The sequence below is a fragment of the Bradyrhizobium frederickii genome, from assembly GCF_004570865.1.
GTDB classification, from domain to species: Bacteria; Pseudomonadota; Alphaproteobacteria; order Rhizobiales; family Xanthobacteraceae; genus Bradyrhizobium; species Bradyrhizobium frederickii.
Genome location: NZ_SPQS01000025.1, coordinates 77,636 through 96,426, shown reverse-complemented (window position 1 = coordinate 96,426; position 18,791 = coordinate 77,636). Strand labels below are relative to the sequence as shown.

The 18,791-nt window shown below is 66.7% G+C and carries 15 protein-coding genes; 8 read left to right on the top strand and 7 right to left on the bottom strand.

Annotated elements, in window-relative coordinates; all coding sequences use genetic code 11:
• Nucleotides 1-45 precede the first annotated feature (45 nt).
• Entirely contained in the window at nucleotides 46-1,380 is a 1,335-nt protein-coding gene (locus tag E4K64_RS32530; RefSeq protein WP_135167044.1) for a dihydroorotase, read from the bottom strand.
• A gap of 101 nt (nucleotides 1,381-1,481) precedes the next feature.
• On the opposite strand from E4K64_RS32530, the gene ygfZ reads away from it, so the two are divergent.
• The 6 genes from ygfZ (at nucleotide 1,482) to E4K64_RS32500 (ending at nucleotide 8,149) form a co-directional block, all read left to right on the top strand.
• On the top strand, nucleotides 1,482-2,357 hold the full coding sequence (gene ygfZ / locus E4K64_RS32525; protein WP_135167043.1) for a CAF17-like 4Fe-4S cluster assembly/insertion protein YgfZ: 876 nt from the start codon (nucleotides 1,482-1,484) through the stop codon (nucleotides 2,355-2,357).
• A complete protein-coding gene (locus tag E4K64_RS32520; protein WP_135167042.1) occupies nucleotides 2,354-2,980 on the top strand; it encodes a DNA-3-methyladenine glycosylase I in 627 nt (208 codons plus the stop codon). Before ygfZ ends, E4K64_RS32520 begins: the two co-directional genes overlap by 4 nt.
• Nucleotides 2,977-3,591 carry a YfbR-like 5'-deoxynucleotidase gene (locus tag E4K64_RS32515; RefSeq protein ID WP_135167041.1) on the top strand — a complete coding sequence of 205 codons (615 nt, stop codon included), beginning with the start codon at nucleotides 2,977-2,979 and terminating at the stop codon, nucleotides 3,589-3,591. The genes E4K64_RS32520 and E4K64_RS32515 overlap by 4 nt, the downstream gene beginning before the upstream one ends.
• A gap of 144 nt (nucleotides 3,592-3,735) precedes the next feature.
• On the top strand, nucleotides 3,736-4,242 hold the full coding sequence (locus E4K64_RS32510) for a tyrosine phosphatase family protein (RefSeq protein WP_126260406.1): 507 nt from the start codon (nucleotides 3,736-3,738) through the stop codon (nucleotides 4,240-4,242).
• Between the two features lie 166 nt (nucleotides 4,243-4,408).
• Nucleotides 4,409-5,377, top strand: coding sequence for an NUDIX hydrolase (locus tag E4K64_RS32505; protein ID WP_135167040.1), 969 nt, complete (start codon nucleotides 4,409-4,411; stop codon nucleotides 5,375-5,377).
• A 51-nt stretch (nucleotides 5,378-5,428) separates the two neighbouring features.
• A complete protein-coding gene (locus E4K64_RS32500) occupies nucleotides 5,429-8,149 on the top strand; it encodes a DUF2339 domain-containing protein (protein WP_135167039.1) in 2,721 nt (906 codons plus the stop codon).
• A gap of 3 nt (nucleotides 8,150-8,152) precedes the next feature.
• Here the strand turns inward: E4K64_RS32500 and E4K64_RS32495 are convergent, their stop codons facing one another.
• The 6 genes from E4K64_RS32495 to E4K64_RS32470 form a co-directional block, all read right to left on the bottom strand.
• On the bottom strand, nucleotides 8,153-9,841 hold the full coding sequence (locus E4K64_RS32495) for a methyl-accepting chemotaxis protein (RefSeq protein WP_167772379.1): 1,689 nt from the start codon (nucleotides 9,839-9,841) through the stop codon (nucleotides 8,153-8,155).
• 339 nt (nucleotides 9,842-10,180) lie between these two features.
• Nucleotides 10,181-11,917: a methyl-accepting chemotaxis protein gene (locus E4K64_RS32490; RefSeq protein ID WP_135167037.1), complete on the bottom strand. Its 1,737-nt coding sequence runs from the start codon at nucleotides 11,915-11,917 to the stop codon at nucleotides 10,181-10,183.
• A gap of 205 nt (nucleotides 11,918-12,122) precedes the next feature.
• On the bottom strand, nucleotides 12,123-12,368 hold the full coding sequence (locus tag E4K64_RS32485; RefSeq protein WP_135167036.1) for a DUF6894 family protein: 246 nt from the start codon (nucleotides 12,366-12,368) through the stop codon (nucleotides 12,123-12,125).
• Between the two features lie 164 nt (nucleotides 12,369-12,532).
• Nucleotides 12,533-13,132 (bottom strand): hypothetical protein, encoded by a 600-nt coding sequence (locus E4K64_RS32480; RefSeq protein WP_135167035.1) that lies wholly within the window; start codon nucleotides 13,130-13,132, stop codon nucleotides 12,533-12,535.
• Between the two features lie 113 nt (nucleotides 13,133-13,245).
• A complete protein-coding gene (acuI, locus tag E4K64_RS32475) occupies nucleotides 13,246-14,232 on the bottom strand; it encodes an acrylyl-CoA reductase (NADPH) (RefSeq protein WP_135167034.1) in 987 nt (328 codons plus the stop codon).
• A gap of 41 nt (nucleotides 14,233-14,273) precedes the next feature.
• Nucleotides 14,274-15,527 (bottom strand): MFS transporter, encoded by a 1,254-nt coding sequence (locus E4K64_RS32470; RefSeq protein ID WP_135167033.1) that lies wholly within the window; start codon nucleotides 15,525-15,527, stop codon nucleotides 14,274-14,276.
• Nucleotides 15,528-15,858: 331 nt separating this feature from the next.
• Here E4K64_RS32470 and nadA point away from each other — a divergent pair, with 331 nt between their 5' ends.
• Together nadA and E4K64_RS32460 are read left to right on the top strand one after the other, a co-directional pair.
• Nucleotides 15,859-16,965, top strand: a complete 1,107-nt coding sequence (nadA, locus tag E4K64_RS32465; protein ID WP_135167032.1) for a quinolinate synthase NadA — start codon at nucleotides 15,859-15,861, stop codon at nucleotides 16,963-16,965.
• 216 nt (nucleotides 16,966-17,181) lie between these two features.
• Entirely contained in the window at nucleotides 17,182-18,780 is a 1,599-nt protein-coding gene (locus tag E4K64_RS32460) for an L-aspartate oxidase (protein ID WP_135167031.1), read from the top strand.
• Nucleotides 18,781-18,791: the final 11 nt, after the last annotated feature.

The following is an 18,791-nucleotide window of genomic DNA, read 5'->3' as shown; positions in this document are numbered from 1 at the left end:
GTCAAGCCGGGGCATGACAGCGGAGGCAGAAACTTGACCTGCCCTCTACGGCTTCAGCGTCTCCAGAAACCGCACCGCCTCGCCCTGCGAAGGCGTCACCAGCTCGCCCTGCCACATCACGCGGCGGCCGCGGATGAAGGTGCCGACGGGCCAGCCGGTGACGCGCACGCCGTCATAAGGCGTCCAGCCGGCCTTGGACGCGACCCATTGATTGGTGATGGTCTCGCTGCGCTTGAGGTCGACGATGGTGAAGTCGGCGTCGTAGCCGGCGGCGATGCGGCCCTTGCAGGCCATGTTGTAGAGGCGCGCGGGACCGGCGCTGGTGAGGTCGACGAAGCGCGCCAGAGAGAGCCGGCCCGCGTTGACGTGGTCGAGCATCAGCGGCACCAGCGTCTGCACGCCGGTCATGCCGGAGGGCGAGGCGGGGTAGGTCTTCTGCTTCTCCTCCAGCGTATGCGGGGCATGGTCGGAGCCGAGCACGTCGATGATGCCCTGCTCGATGCCGCGCCAGATGCCGGCGCGGTGATCGGCGCCGCGCACCGGCGGGTTCATCTGCGCTAGCGTGCCGAGGCGCTCATAGCATTCGGGAGCGGCCAGCGTCAGGTGATGCGGCGTCGCCTCGCAGGACGCGACGTCCTTGTGGTCGCGCAGGAACTCGATCTCTTCCTTGGTGGAGATGTGCAGCACGTGAATGCGCCTGCCGGTCTCGTGCGCGAGCTTGACCAGGCGCTGCGTCGCCATCAGCGCCGCGGTTTCGTCGCGCCACACCGGATGCGAGCGGGCATCGCCCTCGATGCGCAGCGATTTGCGGTCGTTGAGGCGGTACTCGTCCTCGGCATGGAAGGCGGCGCGGCGGCGGATCACCTGGAAGATGCGGCGCAGGCTTTCGTCGTCCTCCACCAGCAGCGCGCCGGTCGAGGAGCCGATGAACACCTTGACGCCGGCGCAGCCGGGCGCGCGTTCCAGCACCGGCAGGTCCTGCACGTTCTCGCGGGTGCCGCCGATGAAGAAGGCGAAATCGCAATGCATGCGGTGATAAGCGCGCTTCACCTTGTCGGTGAATTCGGCCTCCGTCACCGTCAGCGGCGCGGTGTTCGGCATCTCGAACACGGCGGTGACGCCGCCCATCACGGCGCTGCGCGAACCGGTCTCGAGGTCTTCCTTGTGCGTCAGGCCGGGCTCGCGGAAATGCACCTGCGTGTCCATCACGCCGGGCAGGATGTGCAGGCCCTTGCAGTCGATCACCTCGGCGGCACTGCCTTGCGACAAAGGACCCAGCTCGGCAATGCGGCCGCCGGTGATGCCGATATCGCGAACACCCTCGCCGTCCTGGTTGACGACGGTGCCATTCTTGAGGATCACATCGAAGCGCTGGGTCATGGCTGAAGGCCTCTCTCGTCCCCAAGCGCAGAGCTCGAGGTCTTGTCGTTTATGCCTCGCGGGCTTACGTTCCGGAGCAACATGTCGCAAGAGATTTTCGCATGAAATCAGCGTTTCTTCCCGACCGGGGCGTGGTCAAGGTCGCGGGCGAGGATGCGCGCAACTTCCTCAACGGCCTGGTCACGACCGACGTCGACAGGCTGAAGCCGGGCCTGGGGCGATTCGGCGCCTTGCTGACGCCGCAGGGCAAGATCATCGTCGATTTCCTGATCACCGAGGTGCCCGCGGGCCATGGCGGCGGGTTCCTGATCGACTGCCCGAAAGCGCTGGCAGACAACCTCGCCACCAAGCTGAAATTCTACAAGCTGCGGGCCAAGGTCACGGTGGAGACTCTCGATCTCGGCGTGCTCGCGGCCTGGGACGGCCAGCCCGCGGCGCAGCCGGATCTTGCCTTCGCCGACCCACGCAACGATGCGCTCGGCTATCGCATCCTGATCCCTGAGGATCTCAAGGAGAAGCTGTCCGACCTCATCGGGGCCGAACTGGTCGATGCCGCCGAATACGAGGCGCACCGCATCGCGCTCGGCGTGCCGCGCGGCGGGCTCGATTTCATGTACAGCGACGCCTTCCCGCACGAGACCAACATGGACCGTCTCGCCGGCGTCGATTTCGACAAGGGCTGCTATGTCGGCCAGGAGGTCGTCTCGCGCATGCAGCATCGCGGCACCGCGCGCACCCGCAGCGTGAAGGTGCTGCTCGACGGCGCCTCGCCGGAAGCCGGCGCGACCATCCTCGCCGGCGACAAGCCGGTCGGCACCATCGGCTCGACGTCCGGCGGCAAGGGCATTGCCCTGGTGCGCATCGACCGTGTCGCAGACGCGCTCGATGCCGGCCAGCCTCTCACCGCGGGCGGGCTCGCCTTGAAACTTGCGGACCCCGACGTCGTGCGCATTCCAACCAAGCCCTCCATCGCATGAGCCGCGCTCCCCGCCTGCATCCCGACGGCCTGACACGTTGCCCCTGGCCGGGCGATGATCCGCTCTATGTCGCCTATCACGACTCCGAATGGGGCGTGCCGGAATATGACGACCGCGCGCTGTACGAGAAGCTGATGCTCGACGGTTTTCAGGCCGGCCTGTCCTGGATCACGATCCTGCGCAAGCGCGACAATTTCCGCAAAGCCTTCGACGATTTCCAACCCGAGAAGATCGCGCGCTACACGCCCAAGAAGGTGCATGCGCTGATGAACGATGCCGGCATCGTCCGCAACAAGGCCAAGATCGACGGCGCGATCCTCAGCGCCAAGTCCTATCTCGACATCATGGAGAAAGGTCCGGGCTTCTCGAAGCTGCTGTGGGACTTCATGGACGGCAAACCCAAGGTCAACCATTTCAAGACCACGGGAAGCGTGCCCGCCTCGACGCCGCTGTCGGTGCAAATCTCGAAGGAGCTGTCCTCGCGCGGCTTCAAGTTCGTCGGCCCGACCATCGTCTATGCCTTCATGCAGGCGACCGGCATGGTCAACGACCATCTCGTCGACTGCCACTGCCACGCGACCTGCGGCAAGACGCAGCGCAAGCCGCGCCTCAGGGCCAAATGACCGCGAAGAAGACCGCGCGCGAAGCGCAGTCCCGCGCCTGGCAGCGCATGCTGTCGGGCCGGCGGCTCGATCTGCTCGATCCCTCTCCGCTCGATATCGAGATCGCCGACATCGCGCACGGGCTGGCGCGCGTCGCGCGCTGGAACGGGCAGACCATCGGCGCGCATATCTTCTCGGTCGCGCAGCACACGCTGCTGGTGGAGATCGTGCTCCGGCACGAGATGCCGCGCGTCGATCAGCGCATGCGGCTCGCTGCCCTGCTGCACGATGCGCCGGAATATGTGATCGGCGACATGATCTCGCCGTTCAAGGCGGTGCTCGACGGCCATTACAAGGCCGTGGAAAAACGCCTGCTCGGCGCCATCCATATCCGCTTCGGGCTGCCGCCGGTACTGCCGGAGGAGATCACGCAGGCCATCAAGGCCGCCGATCGCGGCGCGGCCTATCTGGAAGCGACCGAGCTTGCCGGCTTCAGCGAAAGCGAGGCAAGGCGCCTGTTCGGCAAGGATCCCGGCCTCACCGACAGCGTCCGGCGCGACTACCTGACGCCCTGGACCGCGGCGCGGGCCGAGAAGCAGTTTCTGGAGCGGTTCGGCGCGGTGTTTGCGTAGGTTCATCCCTTCGTAGGGTGGGCAAAGCGAAGCGTGCCCACGAGACCAAGCGGGATGCGCGCAAGTGCGAGATGGTGGGCACGGCGCTTTGCGCCTTTGCCCACCCTACGAGCGCTTGTTATAGTCGCGGCAAAAAGGTCCGCCATGATCCACGTCTGCTCCCTCGCCGCGCTTCCCGAAACCGTCCGTCTCACCGGGGCCAGCCATGTGCTGACCGTGATGGCCAATGTCGAGCAGGTGGCGCGGCCGGTATCGGTGCTGCCGGCCAATCATCTCAAGGTGTCGATGGACGACATCACCGAGGAGCTGGACGGATTCGTCGCACCGTCCGAGGCGCATATCGATCAGGTGCTGAATTTCGTGCGCGGCTGGGACCGCAGCGCGCCGCTGGTGGTGCATTGCTATGCCGGCATCAGCCGCTCCACCGCGAGCGCGTTTGCGGCGGTCTGCGCGCTCAATCCAAACCGCGACGAACTCGAGATCGCCAGGAAGATCCGCGCGGCCTCGCCGATCGCCTCGCCGAACCGGCGCATCGTCGGCCTTGCCGACCGAGCCCTCGGCCGCAACGGCCGCATGCTGCGCGCGCTCGACGAGATCGGCCCGGGCGCGATGATGGTCGAGGGCCGCCCCTTCGTGATCGAGCTCGAATGACAGCTGGGCGCTACATTGCAGGTGCGCTCGTGCCCGGATGTCTCCGCATCGTCATGGCCGGGCTCGTCCCGGCCATCCACGACCTTTGTCGCTGCACCAAGAACGTCGATGCCCGGGACGAGCCCGGGCATGACGGGTTTGTGGCAACATCTGCGATCATCATCGCATGAGCGAGGCGCTCCTGACGCCGATCGAGATCGGCCTGACCGCGGCCATCGTCGCGATCGAGGGCCATGAGCCGCTGATCCTCACCGCGCGCGGCAGTGACGGGCTGGCCGGCCTGCCGTTCGGCCCGTTCGACGCACTCGCGCACCGCACCTTCGAGATCGGCCTGCGCGCCTGGGTCGAGGAACAGGCGGGCTTGCGGCTCGGCTATGTCGAGCAGCTCTACACCTTCGGCGATCGCGGCCGTCATGCCGAGGCTGGCGACACCGGGGCGCATATGGTGTCGATCGGCTATCTCGCGCTGACGCGTGCGGTGGATGGCGAGCTCGCAGCCAACGCGGCGAGCTTCGCGCCATGGTATCGCTTCTTCCCCTGGGAAGACTGGCGCGAGGAGCCGCCGGCGATCATCGCCCGCGACATCATCCCCGCGCTGACGGAGTGGGCCGCGGAGGAGACGCCGGAGACGATTCGCGCGCTGCCGCGCAAGGATCGCGTGCGGTTCTGTTTCGGCCTCGACGGGGCGGCCTGGGACGAAGAGCGCGTGCTCGACCGCTACGAGCTGATGTACGAGGCCGGGCTGGTCGAGGAGGCGCGGCGCGACGGCCGCCCTGCGGCATTAGCGCGCAAGACGCTGCCTCCGCTCGGGACCTCGATGCGGTTCGACCACCGCCGGATTCTCGCCACAGCGATCGCGCGGCTGCGTGCAAAACTGAAGTATCGTCCTGTCGTGTTTGAACTTTTGCCGCCCGAATTCACACTTACCGAACTGCAGCATACGGTGGAGGCGATCTCCGGCCGGCATCTGCACAAGCAGAATTTCCGCCGCCTGGTCGAAATGGAAGCCCTGGTCGAACCGACCGGGGTGATGTCGACACAGACGGGCGGACGGCCGGCGGCGCTCTACCGCTTCCGCCGCGACGTGCTCCAGGAGCGGCCCGCACCGGGCTTGCGCGTACGCTCCCGGCGCTAGATCCTGGGATTTGCGCGATCGGCCCCTGCCCGCCGGTCGCCCGGAGGCTTCATGTTCGACGGTCCGTTTGACGTCTTTGCGCTGATCATCGCGATCGTCGCCTTCCTGATCGCAATCAAGGCCTCCAGCCAGGCGGCCGAGCTGCGCCGGCGACTGAACGGGCTCGAAGAGAGATTCTACGCGCAACGGCCGGTCCAGCCGCCGCCGCTCATGCCGGTGCAGGAGCAGGCGCCCACCTCCGCGACGATGGCCGCCGAGCCGCCGCCGCTTGCGCCTGAGTCCGAGCCGGCGCCGCCTCCGCCCGTCACCGAACAGGCGTCCCCGCCGCCGCTCGCAGCGAGCGTCTCCGCCGATGCACCGCCTCCCCTGCCTGCCGACGCGCCTGATAGTCGAGAACCTGGCTTCGAGGAGCAGCTCGGCACGCGCTGGGTGGTGTGGATCGGCGGCCTTGCGCTCGCGCTCGGCGGCTTCTTCATGGTGCGCTATTCGATCGAGGCCGGCCTGCTCGGCCCCGGCGTGCGCGTGTTCCTGGGCGGCCTGTTCGCCGCCGCGCTGCTGGGCGCCGGCGAATGGACCCGGCGCAAGGAGAGCATCTCCAACATCGCGGCGCTGCCGATCGCCAACATCCCCGCGATCCTCACCGCGGCCGGTACGGCTGTGGCGTTCGCCACCATCTATGCCGCCTACGCGCTCTACGGCTTCCTCGTGCCCGCCACCGCCTTCGTGCTGCTCGGCATCGTGGCGATGTGCACGCTCGCTGCCGCGCTGCTGCACGGACCGGCGCTCGCCGGCCTCGGCGTGGTCGGCGCCTTCGTGACGCCGGTGCTCGTCTCCAGCGGCAAGCCGGACTATTGGGCGCTCTACGTCTATCTCGCCGTCGTCACCGCCGCGAGCTTCGGCCTCGCCCGCATCCGGCTGTGGCGCTGGCTTGCGGTCACCACGATCGCCTTCGCCGTGCTCTGGCTCTTCCCCGGTCTCGACGCCGAGCAGGTCCAGGTCGCGCCGCACGCCTTCCATGTCATCGCGGGCTTCGTGCTGGCCGCGCTGCTCGTCGTCTGCGGCTTCATGTTCGGACCTGCCATCGAGGACGGCGAGATCGAGCCGATCTCGTCGGGCTCGCTCGGTGCCTATCTGTTCGGCGCGATGCTGATCGTGCTGTCGAGCGCGCATGCCGACCTGGCGCTGATCGCCTTTGCGCTGCTGGTCGGCGGCACGCTGCTCGTCGCCTGGCGCGCGCCGGCGGCGACCGGCGCGCTCGGCGCGGCCGCAGCGACGGTCTTCATCGTGTTCGCCGAATGGGCGGTGCGCGCCAATCCTGACATGCTGGTGCTGCCGGGCGGTGCGATGTCCGGCGTCGGGCCCAGCGCGACCGACAGCTCCGTGACGCTGCATCTGGTGACGGCCGCGATTTTCGCCGCCGGCTTCGGCATTGCCGGCTTCCTCGCGCAGGGCCGCTCGAATTCGGCGATCATCCCCGTGGTGTGGTCGGCTGCTGCGGTCGCAACACCGATCGCGATCCTCGTGGCGCTCTACGCGCGTATCGCCCATCTCGACCGCTCGATCCCGTTTGCGATCCTCGCGGTGCTGCTTGCCGCGGCCTTTGGCGCGGCGACCGAGGCGCTCACGCGCCGCGAGACCCGGCCGGGCACCATGATCGCCACCGCCTTGTTCGCGACCGGCACGCTCGGCGCACTGGCCCTGGCGCTGACTTTCGCGCTGGAGAAGGGCTGGCTGACGATCGCGCTGGCGCTGATGTCGCTCGGCACCGCCTGGATCTCGCTGCAGCGGCCGATCCCGTTCCTGCGCTGGCTCGCCGCAATCTTCGCGGGGCTCGTCACCGCGCGCATCGCCTATGACCCACGCATCGTCGGCGATGCCGTCGGCACCACGCCCATCTTCAATTGGCTGCTCTGGGGCTACGGCCTGCCGGCGGCCTCGTTCTGGGGCGCGAGCATCTTCCTGCGCCGCCGCGCCGACGATCCGCCGCTGCGCATGGTCGAGACGGCCGCGATCCTGTTCACCGCGCTGCTTGCCTTCATGGAGATCCGGCACCTTGCGACCAATGGCCGAATGACCTCGCCGCCGTCACTGCTCGAATTCGCGCTGCAGGTCTGCGTCACGCTTGCAATGGCGATCGGGCTGGAGCGTTTGCGACTGAGGAGCCACAGCATCGTGCACAATGTCGGCGCGGTCGTGCTCACGGCGATTGCCGGGTTCATCAGCGTGTTCGGTCTCCTGATCCTGGAGAACCCGATGCTGCTCTCCAGCGTCAATGTCGGCGGCCTCGTCTTCAACCTGCTGCTGCTCGGCTACGCGCTGCCGGCGGTGCTGATGCTGCTGCTGTCCTATGCGGTGGCGGGCCATCGCTCCGTCGCCTACGCCAACACGATCGCTGGCGGCGCGCTGGTGTTCGCGCTGAGCTATGTGACGCTGGAGATCCGCCGCTTCTATCACGGGCCGGTGCTGCTCTACGGCGGCACCACGAGCGCCGAGCAATACACCTATTCGATCGGCTGGCTGGCGTTCGGCGTGGCGCTGCTCGGCGTGGGAATCCTGGTCAACTCGGAGCGGGCGCGGCTGGCCTCTGCCGCCGTCATCGCGCTGACCATCCTCAAGGCCTTCGCCGTCGACGTATGGACGCTGACAGGCGTCTACCGCGCGCTGTCATTCATGTGCCTCGGCGTCGTGCTGGTGGCGATCGGCTGGCTGTACCAGCGCATCCTGTTCCGGCGGCAGGTCGTTCCGCCGCCGGCTCCGCAGCCGAACGTGTAAAAATCAGGCCGCGCGGACCGATTGCAGGAACTGCGCGACCTCGACCTTCAGGCGGGTGCTGTCGGTTGCCAGCGACTTCGCTGCCGAAAGCACTTCACCCGAGGCCGAGCCGGTGTCGATCGCACCGCGCTGGACGTCGGTGATGTTGGACGAGACCTCCTGGGTGCCGAGGGCGGCCTGCTGGACGTTGCGCGAGATCTCCTGCGTCGCGGCGCCCTGCTCCTCGACAGCGGCGGCGATGGCTGAGGCCACCTCGGACAACCGCTCGATGGTGCCGCCGATCTCCTGGATGGCGCTGACGGATTCCTGCGTCGCGGCCTGAATCCCTGTGACCTGCGCCCCGATCTCGCCGGTGGCCTTCGCGGTCTGCTCGGCCAACGCCTTGACCTCGGATGCGACGACGGCAAATCCGCGGCCGGCTTCGCCGGCGCGCGCCGCCTCGATGGTCGCATTCAGCGCCAAGAGGTTGGTCTGGCCCGCGATGGTGTTGATCAGCTCGACGACGTCGCCGATGCAGGAGGCCGCCTGCGACAGCGCGTTGACGCGGTCGTTGGTCCGCGCCGCCTGCTCGACGGCTTCCGCGGCCATCCGCGCCGAATCCTGCACGCGGCGGCTGATCTCGGTGATGGACGACGACAGCTCCTCCGAGGCGGACGCCACGGCCTGGACGTTGGTGGAGGCTTCCTCGGACGCAGCCGCAACGACGGTTGCGAGCTGCTGGCCGCGCTGCGCCGTACCGCTCAGCGTAGCCGCGGAGGCCTCGAGCTCGGTCGAGGCCGACGACACCGTCTCGACGACCTCGCCGATCATGGCCTCGAAATTGCGCGTGATGGCATCGACGCGGCGGCCGCGTTCGATCTTGGCCTCGGCGTCGCGCGCGGCCGCCTCGTCGGCGGCCTTCTTGGCGATCAGCGCCTCCTTGAAGATCTGCAGCGCATCCGCCATCGAGCCGATCTCGGTCTTCTCGCCGCGATGCGGCACCTCGGCCGAAAGGTCTCCTTCGCCGAGCGACTGCATCGGTCGGATGATCGAGGCAATGCCACGAGAGACGTCACGCACGAGATAATAGGCGGCGCCGATCGCGATCACGACGGAGACGACGATGATGCCGACCAGCACGCGGAAGATCAACGCGTAGCTGTCGGCCGCCTGCTTCGTCTCCAGCTCGGCGCCCTGATTATTGAGCTCGATGCCCTTCTGGAGCAGCGGATCGGCGGCCTGGGCCATCTTGGCGACCTTGGTCTGCAACATCTCGTTGGCATCGGTCGGGAAACGGCCGACGCTCTTGCGCGACAGCGCCATCGTCTCCTGCACGCCGTTCAGATACTCGGCCCACGCCTTGCTCCACTGCTCGTAGAGTGCGCGCTCTTCCGCGACCGTGATCAGCGGCTCGTAGACCTTGCGCGTCTTCTCGATACGCTCGCGCAAGCCTGCCAGGCGCTTCTCGGCGGCCTCCTTACCTTCGGCGGTGTCCTGCATCAGGTGCAGACGGAGCGCGACGCGCAGCTCGTTGATGTCGGCACGCATCGAGCCGAGCGCACGCACGCTCGGCAGCCAGCTCTGCGCAATCTCGACCGTGTGGGCGTTGATGTTCTGCATGGTGCCGATCGCCGTCACGCCGACACCGGCGAGCGAGAGAACGAGGACCGACAACACGGTCAATAGCTTGAAGACGATCGACAATTTCGACATCACACGAATCCTAACGATGCTGGCAACGCGCACGTCACCCGCGCCACAAGCGTCCCGATGGACGACCGAGCGGAGGTCAGTTCAACAATGCTGGCTGGTTCTCATCCCGTAAGATTGGACCCATAATTGCAAACAGGCGTTAACAGGAAGCTACGTTGAATTACGGAATTCGGCAGCGCCGCCATCATATGTTCGGCAACCATCTGTTGCAGGACGGCAGCGATCGCGCAGCGCCATACCACGACACCGCCCCCGGGTATTTCGAACAAGGATGGCTGGCGACTCAGGCCGCCCGCACCGCCTGAAGGACGCGCGCGATCTGCCGAGGGAATATCGCCGTCAGGCGGCGCGCACGGTGTCGAGAAACTTGCCGACCTCGAGCTTGAGGCGGTTGCTGTCGCCGGACAGCATCTGGGCGGCGGACAGCACCTGCGAGGAGGCCGAACCGGTCTCGCTCGCGCCGCGCTGCACGTCCATGATGTTAGACGACACCTGATGCGTACCTGCCGCCGCCTGCTGCACGTTGCGGGAAATCTCCTGCGTCGCCGCGCCCTGCTCCTCGACGGCAGCCGCGATCGTCGAGGAGATCTCCGACAGTTTCTCGATGGTGTGACTGATGTCCTTGATCGCGCCGACGGAATGCTCGGTGGCAGTCTGGATGCTCGCGATCTGCTGGCCGATCTCGCCGGTCGCCTTCGCGGTCTGCTCGGCCAGCGCCTTGACCTCGGAGGCGACGACGGCAAAGCCGCGGCCCGCCTCGCCGGCGCGCGCGGCCTCGATGGTTGCATTGAGCGCCAGGAGATTGGTCTGGCCGGCGATGGTGTTGATCAGCTCGACCACGTCGCCGATCCGCGCCGCAGCGGCGGAGAGCTCCCCGACGCGGTCGGTCGTGGTGCGGGCCTGGCTCACCGCCTCGCCCGCGACGCGGGCGGATTCCTGCACCTGGCGGCTGATCTCGGTGATCGACGACGACAGCTCTTCGGTCGCCGAGGCCACCGACTGCACATTGGTGGACGCTTCCTCGGAGGCGGACGCAACCATGGTGGTGAGCTCCTGTCCGCGCGACGCGGTCGATGTGAGCGTCGACGCCGAGGCTTCCAGTTCGGTCGCAGCCGAGGACACGGTATCGACGATCTCGCCGATCGCTGCTTCGAAGCCGTCAGCGAGCTTGTGCATCTCGGCCTTGCGCTGCGCGGCCGCGATCTGATCCTGCCTGATCTTGGCCTCGGCCTCTTCGCGCGCCTTCTGTTCTGACACGATCTTGAATTTCTCGACGGCCGCAGCGACGCCGCCGACCTCGTCCTTGCGGCCGAGCCCGGGCAGCACCACGGAGAAATCGCCGCCGGCGAGCTTGTCCATGGCCACGGTGAGCGACCGGATGGGCCGGGCGATGGTCAGGAACGACATCAGCCAGGAGCCGACGAGGACGAGCATGGCGAGGGCGCCGACCAGCATCGCAAGCTGCTCGCTCGATCTCATTTGGTAAGCGGCCGCAGCATTCTTCTCTTCGGACCTAAGGTTCGCGTAATCGGCGATCTGGCTGATCAGCCCGTCCAGTTGGGCTGCGATCGGCAGCGTGAGCTCGCGCGCCATGCGAATGGCATCTTCATTGAGCTTCGCGGCGCGCGGCGCGGCGTCTGCACCGCTCGCGGCCAAGGCTTCGCCACGGACGGCGGCGATCTGCTGGGCAGCCTTTCCGTAGTCCGCGGCCAACGATCTCAGTTTCTCCATCCGGGCGCGGTTCTCGGCCTCGTGAGAAAGTCTCAGCATGGCATCGACCAGCAAGCCCATCGAGGTCTGCTGATCGCCCAGAGCCTGGATGGCCTTCTGAAGATCTGCCGCGTTGTTGGCGAGACGAAGGTCTCGCACGGCGAGTTGCATGCCGCGAACCGCAACTTCGGCCCGGATTGCGTCGCGGGCGATTTCCCGCTGCGCAAGTGCGCTCTGACTGGTCTCGCGGACGCTGGCATTGCCGAGCATCTGGCTTGCGATCATGGCACCAACCAGGAACACCCCGAGCGCCGAAGCAATCGCCAGCTTGGTCCCGATCCTCAAATTCTGAGCAAGGCTCAACATGGGTCTCTTCCCCCGAAGGAAATGCGCAGCCGAGTCGTTGTCGGCTTCCCTTGGCGTTGATCGCGCCCTTGCCCAAAAATTGAGCGCCTCACATTCCGATTTGGTTAACGAGGTCCCCCGCAGAAATACTGATTTTTACGCCAAGCGATTGAGCGCGAAGAGAATTTCTCTCGCCTTGGTTGTAAATTGCAGCTGGAGGTCGGGTTCAGGATGCCTTGCATCCGGCGCTCTCGCCGACGAGGCTGATGCGAAAGACCGGCTTCTTGTTCTCGTCGAGCAGCTCCATGCACCACTCGGCGTTCGGCTTCAGGCTGCGCGCGATGCCGCCGAGCAAGTTGGCGCAGACTTCCGTCATCTCGGTCCAGGCGGCCGCGCGATCCTCGAACTCGTACGGCTGGTCGGCGGCGCCGGAATAGCGACCGGTACTGATGCGGAAGAAGTACAGCGACATCGTTGAACCCTTATATCGGGCCGCGCCCCCCGGCCGTACGCAAACTGAAGCGCGAACAACTACCAACGCATGAAAGCCGCCGTCCGTATGACTACGGCGCGGCGGCTTCGTGTTCGATGGAGGTCTTTATCGACAAAGTGTGCGGGCCGTCCCGCAGGGCCGTCTCACTGGGTCGAGCGGCGCAGCTCCAGCGGGGCCTCGCTCTTGGCGGGCTCGGACCTGACTTCGGCCTTCACCGGCTCGAGCCGGCTGCTCTCGACACGCGGCGTCTCCACGCGCGCGGCGACCTCGGTGTTGGCCGGGCCGACCGAACCGGTGTGCTCCGGCCTGTGCAGCGAGCGCGGCCGCGCCGCAGCGCGCGCCATCAGCATCTGGTTGCCGCCCTGATGATGGAAGTCGCAATAGGCGAAGCCCATGCCCGACACGGAGCCGCGGAAGCTGCGATCGTCGGTCTTTTCCAGGTTGAAACAGGGCTCGAACGGAATCCCCTTGATCGAGGCGCAGACGTTCTGGCCGCGGATCTGGAGCGTATTGCCGGGCAGGCGGAGATGCTTGACCGGGCCTGCGCCCGAGAACTGCACCGCACCGGCGGCGCCGAGATCGTCAAGGATGCGGCCTGCACCGCGGGTCCCGTCGAAACAGGTGAAGGCAAACACTTTGCCGGCGACGAAGCGACGGGCCTCGTCGGCGTTCATGCTGCCGGCAATGGCCGGCGCAAACGTTGCTGCCGCCGTGACAGCCCCCAACACAATACGCGCAAGCATGCTCAACTCCGAACCGACCCCCGCAGCGGGCGATGCCTTATCTCTTTACCCGCTGCTTACCATACTAACCATGGCGACATTGAAGCAGCTTGGTTGGTAAAGTCTGAACGCCGTTAGACAATTTTTACCACGATGCGGCCGCGCACCTCGCCGGCCAGGATCTTCGCGCCCCAATCCGAAACCTCGGCCAGCGAAATTTCCTTTGTAATTTCAGCAAGTTTTTCCCGATCCAGATCGGATGCGAGGCGCTGCCAGGCAGCCCTCCTGGGCTCGATCGGGCACATCACGGAATCGATGCCGAGAAGGCACACTCCGCGCAAAATAAACGGTGCGACGGAGGACGGCAGGTCCATGCCCGCCGCCAGGCCGCAGGCCGCGATCGCTCCGCCATATCGCGTCATCGAGAGCAGATTGGCGAGGGTGGTCGAGCCGACGCTGTCGACGCCACCGGCCCAGCGCTCCTTGGCGAGAGGTTTGGCCGGCGCCGACAGTTCGTTGCGGTCGATGATTTCGGCAGCTCCCAGGTGCTTCAGATAGTCGGCCTCCGAGGCCCGGCCGGTCGAGGCGATGACGTGATAGCCGAGCTTCGAGAGCACGGCGATCGCGACCGAGCCGACGCCGCCGGCGGCACCGGTCACCACCACCGGGCCGCTCTTCGGCGACAGACCGTGCTTCTCCAGTGCCAGCACCGAGAGCATCGCCGTGAAGCCGGCGGTGCCGATCGCCATGGCATCGCGCGCCGAGAGCCCTTGCGGCAACGCGACCAGCCAGTCGCCCTTCACCCGCGCCTTCTCGGCATAGGCGCCGAGATGGGTCTCGCCCATGCCCCATCCGGTGCAGACCACCTTGTCGCCGGCCTTCCACTGCGGATGCGAGGAGGCTTCGACCGTGCCGGCGAAGTCGATGCCGGCGATCATCGGGAAGCGGCGCACCACCGGCGCCTTGCCGGTGAGCGCAAGGCCGTCCTTGTAGTTCAGCGTCGACCATTCCACCCGGACGGTGACGTCGCCGTCCATCAGCTCGGCTTCGTCGAACTGCGTGAGCGCGGCGGTGGTGCCCTTGTCCGCCTTGTCGATCCGGATCGCCTTGAATGTGGCCACGACTGACCTCCCTGACTTGTTTGTCGTGGATGTTTAGCCGATCAGGCCGGCTGCGCAACCGCCCGAGCCACCGGTTTCTCCACGATCGGAAGATTGATCAGCGCGGAGAGCACACCGAACAGGATCGAGAGCCACCAGATCGGCGTGTAGGAACCGAATTTCTCGAACACGATGCCCCCTAACCAGACACCGAGGAAGCCGCCGACCTGATGGCTGACGAAGGCGAAGCCATAGAGCGTGGCAAGCCAGCGCGTGCCGAACATCAGCGCCACCAGCGCCGAGGTCGGCGGCACCGTGGAGAGCCAGGTCAGGCCGGAGATCGCACCGAACGCGATCGCCGAGAACGGCGTGATCGGGAACGAGATGAAGGCGAGCGTCGCCAGCGCGCGCGTGAAGTAGATGGTCGAGAGGATGTAGCGCTTGGGCACTGAGTTCTGGAGATAGCCGACGCTCAAGGAGCCGATGATGTTGAACAGGCCGATCGCCGCGATCACCCAGCCGCCGGTTTGCGCGGAGATGCCGCGATCGACCAGGAAGGCCGGCAGATGCACGGTGATGAAGGCAAGCTGGAATCCGCAGGTGAAGAAGCCGAGCACCAGCAGCACATAGGAGCGGTGGCCGAACGCTTCGGCAAGCGCCCTGGTGAAGCTCTGCTCATCCGCGGGCGCGGCGTTCGCCGCCTGTGCCACCGGCGGCGTCGAGAGTGCCAGCGACAGCGGGATGATCAACAGCATCAGGAAGCCGAACACGGAGAGCGCCTGCTGCCAGCCGAAATTGTCGATCAGCGCGACGCCGATCGGGGCGAACAGGAATTGGCCAAACGAGCCCGCGGCGGTGCCGGCACCGAGCGCAAGGCCGCGCTTCTCGGCAGGCAGGAGCTTGCTGAATGCCGACAGCACCAGGTTGAACGAGCAGCCGGCAAGACCGAAGCCCACCATGACGCCGGCACCAATGTTGAGCGAGAGCGGCGTCGACGAGTAACGCATCAGGATCAGGCCGCCGGCATAGAGCAGCGCGCCGACGCACATCACCCGGAACAGGCCGAAGCGATCGGCCACGGCTCCGGCGAAAGGCTGGCCCAAGCCCCACAGCAGGTTCTGCACCGCGATCGCGAGCCCGAACACGTCGCGGCCCCAGGAGAATTCGTGGCTCATCGGCTGCACGAAGAAGCCGAGCGCCGAGCGCGGACCGAAGCCGAGCATGCCGATCGCACAACCGCACAGAATGATGACGGCCGGGGTGCGCCAGTTGGAGGAACGGGGGGCCGGAGCAAGTTCGCTCGCTGATGTCGACATGGTGCTCCTCGTCTGTCATGGGCGGAGTGACAAAGCCGCCGCCGCGAGCGTGCCATTTAATGCACTTGCATGAAAATCCCAAGCTAAAAACGGTTGCATTCCACGAGGAGCTGTCGCGGGAGCATTGCATTTCGATGTGGCCTCGAGGCATCGGCCCGGCCTGACGGAAATGTGTGCGGCCGGATCTGGCGATCCCCGGCAGAGCATGTTATGTTTGATTTGCTCAGACTGAGTATATTAAGCCCAATGAAATCCGCTGGCCTCTCGGCCAGCATTTTCGGGCCTTATATATACTCAAATTGAGCATAATTACTCTGCAAGGGAGGCTTCGATGCCGATCGCTGGAATTTACGGCCCCGACGACTTTGCCAACCGGCCCCCGGGCCAAGTTACCGCCTCCTCCCGTGCCGCACCGGCACGAACGGGAGCCGCGCTGCCGACGCCCTCACTGGCATGGACACCGGAGGTCGCACGCGCCACCGCGCCGCTCTATGAGCGCGTGAAGCACGTGATCCCGCCGATCGAGTGGCCGCTGATGGCGCCGACGATCCTGGCGATCAACGAGCTGAAGCGCGCCCGCGGCGCGGTGATCCTCGCGCACAATTACCAATCCCCCGAGATCTTCCACTGCGTCGCAGATATCGGCGGCGACTCGCTCCAGCTCGCCGTCGAAGCCACCAAGGTGAAGGCCGGCATCATCGTCCAGTGCGGCGTGCATTTCATGGCGGAGACATCGAAACTGCTCAATCCGGACAAGACCGTTTTGATCCCGGATTCGCGCGCGGGCTGCTCGCTTGCTGCCAGCATCACCGGCGCCGACGTGCGGCTGCTCCGCGAGCGATTTCCCGGCGTTCCTGTCGTCGCTTACGTCAACACCTCGGCCGAGGTGAAGGCCGAGGTCGACATCTGCTGCACCTCGTCGAACGCGGTGCAGGTGGTCGAGAGCCTTGGCGCTCGAAGCGTGATCTTCCTGCCCGATCGCTATCTCGCAACTTACGTGGCCTCGAAGACCGACGTGAGGATCATCGCCTGGAAGGGCGCCTGCGAAGTGCACGAGCGCTTCAAGGGCGAAGAGCTGCGTGCTTTCCGCGAGGCCGATCCTTCGGTGCAGATCATCGCGCATCCCGAATGTCCGCCGGACGTGCTGGCGGAAGCCGACTTCACCGGCTCGACCGCGCACATGATCAACTGGGTGCGTGAGCGGCGGCCGCGGCGGCTGGTGATGATCACGGAATGCTCGATGGCCGACAATGTGCGCGCCGAGATGCCCGACGTCGAGATGCTGCGGCCCTGCAATCTCTGCCCGCATATGAAGCGCATCACGCTCGCCAACATCCTGGGCAGCCTGCTGACGCTCCGTGAGGAGGTGACGATCGATCCCGCGCTCGCGGCGCGCGCGCGGCGTTCGGTCGAGCGGATGATCAATCTGAAGAACTAGCAACACATGTAGCGTCACACACCGCTGTCGTCCCGGACAAGCGCGCCTCAAGCGCGCGCCGATCCGGGATCCCCGCGCGAGCGCTCGCGCTCGTCGCGCTGACCACAGGAAGATGTTTGGCGACGACTCGGAGTGACGAGTTCGCGTCACGACTCCTCCCTGGGGTTATGGGTCCCTGCTTTCGCAGGGACGACGGAGGAGCGAATGGAGAGAACGATGAATGACAACAACTTCACCCGCACCAACGACGTCGTCATCGTCGGCGGCGGTCTTGCCGGATTGTTCTGCGCGTTGAAACTTGCACCGCGGCCGGTGACCTTGATCTCGGCCGCACCGCTCGGACAGGGCGCCTCATCCGCATGGGCGCAAGGCGGCATCGCCGCGGCGGTGGCCGAGGGCGACACGCCGGAGGCGCATGCTGCCGACACGATCGCGGTTGGCGGCGGCCTCGTCGATGAAGCAGTTGCGCTTGGAATTGCACGCGAGGCCGTGCCTCGCATTCACGATCTCCTGTCCTATGGCGTGCCGTTCGATCGTGATCTCGAAGGAAAGCTCGCGGTCGGGCGGGAAGCTGCGCACTCGGCACGACGCATCGTGCATGTGCGCGGCGACGGAGCGGGCGCCGCGATCATCGCGACCTTGAGCGAGGCGGTGCGCCGGACGCCGTCGATCCGCGTCATCGAAGGATTAGTCGCCGAAGCCCTCTTGACCCGGGATGGCGCGGTCACCGGGCTTCAGTTGCGCGACGCCGGAAATCCCGCCGCACGGCCGCTCCTGCTCGCCGCGCGCGCGGTGGTGCTTGCCACCGGCGGCATCGGACATCTCTATGCCGTCACCACCAATCCGCTCGAGGCCAGCGGCTCGGGCCTTGCCATCGCCGCCCGCGCGGGTGCCGTGATCGCCGACCCCGAATTCGTCCAGTTCCACCCGACCGCCATCATGACCGGGGGCGATCCGGCGCCGCTCGCCACCGAAGCCCTGCGCGGCGAAGGCGCAACGCTGATCAACGCCAACGGCGAGCGCTTCATGGCGGCGCGCCATCCGCTCGCGGAGCTCGCGCCACGCGACATCGTGGCCCGCGGCGTGTTCGCCGAGATCGCGGCCGGGCGCGGCACCTTCCTCGATGCACGGGCGGCGCTGGGCGCGCGCTTCGCCGACAGATTCCCGACCGTGCATGCGAGCTGCATCGCCGCCGGCATCGATCCGGCGAGGCAAGCCATCCCGATCGCGCCCGCCGCGCACTACCATATGGGCGGCATCGCGGTAGACGCGCGCGGCCGCAGCTCGATCGACGGGCTCTGGGCCGGCGGCGAGGTGTCGTCGACCGGCGCGCATGGCGCCAACCGGCTGGCCTCGAATTCGCTGCTCGAGGCCGCGGTCTACGCCGCGCGCATCGCCGACGACATCGCCGGCCGTGTGCTCCCCTCGCCTACCCGCCTTCCCGATGCACCGATCGCCTCGGGCGGTGGCACGCCGGATGCCGCGACCGTGAAGCGGCTGCGGACGACGATGAGCTCCTGCGTCGGCGTGATCCGCGACGATCACGGCCTTATGGAAGCCGTGCACCACTTCGCCACGCTCGAACGCGAGGCAACCAGCATCGCGCTCGGCAACATGGCGACGTCCGCCCTGCTTGTCGCAGCCTCGGCGTGGAGCCGGCGCGAAAGCCGCGGTGCGCATTTCCGCATCGACCACCCGACGGATGTTCCCGCGCTGGCGCAGCGAACGATGACCACGCTCGCCGCGGCGCGCGAGGTCGCCGAAAGCCTGAGCGCGCGGCCATTGCCGCGCAGCGCCCAGCCCCTGATTGCCTGAAGGAAGCCCCG

What these genes read in the sequence shown, in the direction of transcription:
- E4K64_RS32500 (WP_135167039.1), top strand. Translation starts at nt 5,429, where the DNA reads ATGTTCGACGGTCCGTTTGACGTCTTTGCGCTGATCATCGCGATCGTC.
- E4K64_RS32470 (WP_135167033.1), bottom strand. Translation starts at nt 15,527, where the DNA reads ATGTCGACATCAGCGAGCGAACTTGCTCCGGCCCCCCGTTCCTCCAAC.
- E4K64_RS32530 (WP_135167044.1), bottom strand. Translation starts at nt 1,380, where the DNA reads ATGACCCAGCGCTTCGATGTGATCCTCAAGAATGGCACCGTCGTCAAC.
- nadA (WP_135167032.1), top strand. Translation starts at nt 15,859, where the DNA reads ATGCCGATCGCTGGAATTTACGGCCCCGACGACTTTGCCAACCGGCCC.
- E4K64_RS32510 (WP_126260406.1), top strand. Translation starts at nt 3,736, where the DNA reads ATGATCCACGTCTGCTCCCTCGCCGCGCTTCCCGAAACCGTCCGTCTC.
- E4K64_RS32495 (WP_167772379.1), bottom strand. Translation starts at nt 9,841, where the DNA reads ATGTCGAAATTGTCGATCGTCTTCAAGCTATTGACCGTGTTGTCGGTC.
- E4K64_RS32490 (WP_135167037.1), bottom strand. Translation starts at nt 11,917, where the DNA reads ATGTTGAGCCTTGCTCAGAATTTGAGGATCGGGACCAAGCTGGCGATT.
- E4K64_RS32515 (WP_135167041.1), top strand. Translation starts at nt 2,977, where the DNA reads ATGACCGCGAAGAAGACCGCGCGCGAAGCGCAGTCCCGCGCCTGGCAG.
- E4K64_RS32480 (WP_135167035.1), bottom strand. Translation starts at nt 13,132, where the DNA reads ATGCTTGCGCGTATTGTGTTGGGGGCTGTCACGGCGGCAGCAACGTTT.
- E4K64_RS32485 (WP_135167036.1), bottom strand. Translation starts at nt 12,368, where the DNA reads ATGTCGCTGTACTTCTTCCGCATCAGTACCGGTCGCTATTCCGGCGCC.
- E4K64_RS32460 (WP_135167031.1), top strand. Translation starts at nt 17,182, where the DNA reads ATGAATGACAACAACTTCACCCGCACCAACGACGTCGTCATCGTCGGC.
- E4K64_RS32505 (WP_135167040.1), top strand. Translation starts at nt 4,409, where the DNA reads ATGAGCGAGGCGCTCCTGACGCCGATCGAGATCGGCCTGACCGCGGCC.
- ygfZ (WP_135167043.1), top strand. Translation starts at nt 1,482, where the DNA reads ATGAAATCAGCGTTTCTTCCCGACCGGGGCGTGGTCAAGGTCGCGGGC.
- E4K64_RS32520 (WP_135167042.1), top strand. Translation starts at nt 2,354, where the DNA reads ATGAGCCGCGCTCCCCGCCTGCATCCCGACGGCCTGACACGTTGCCCC.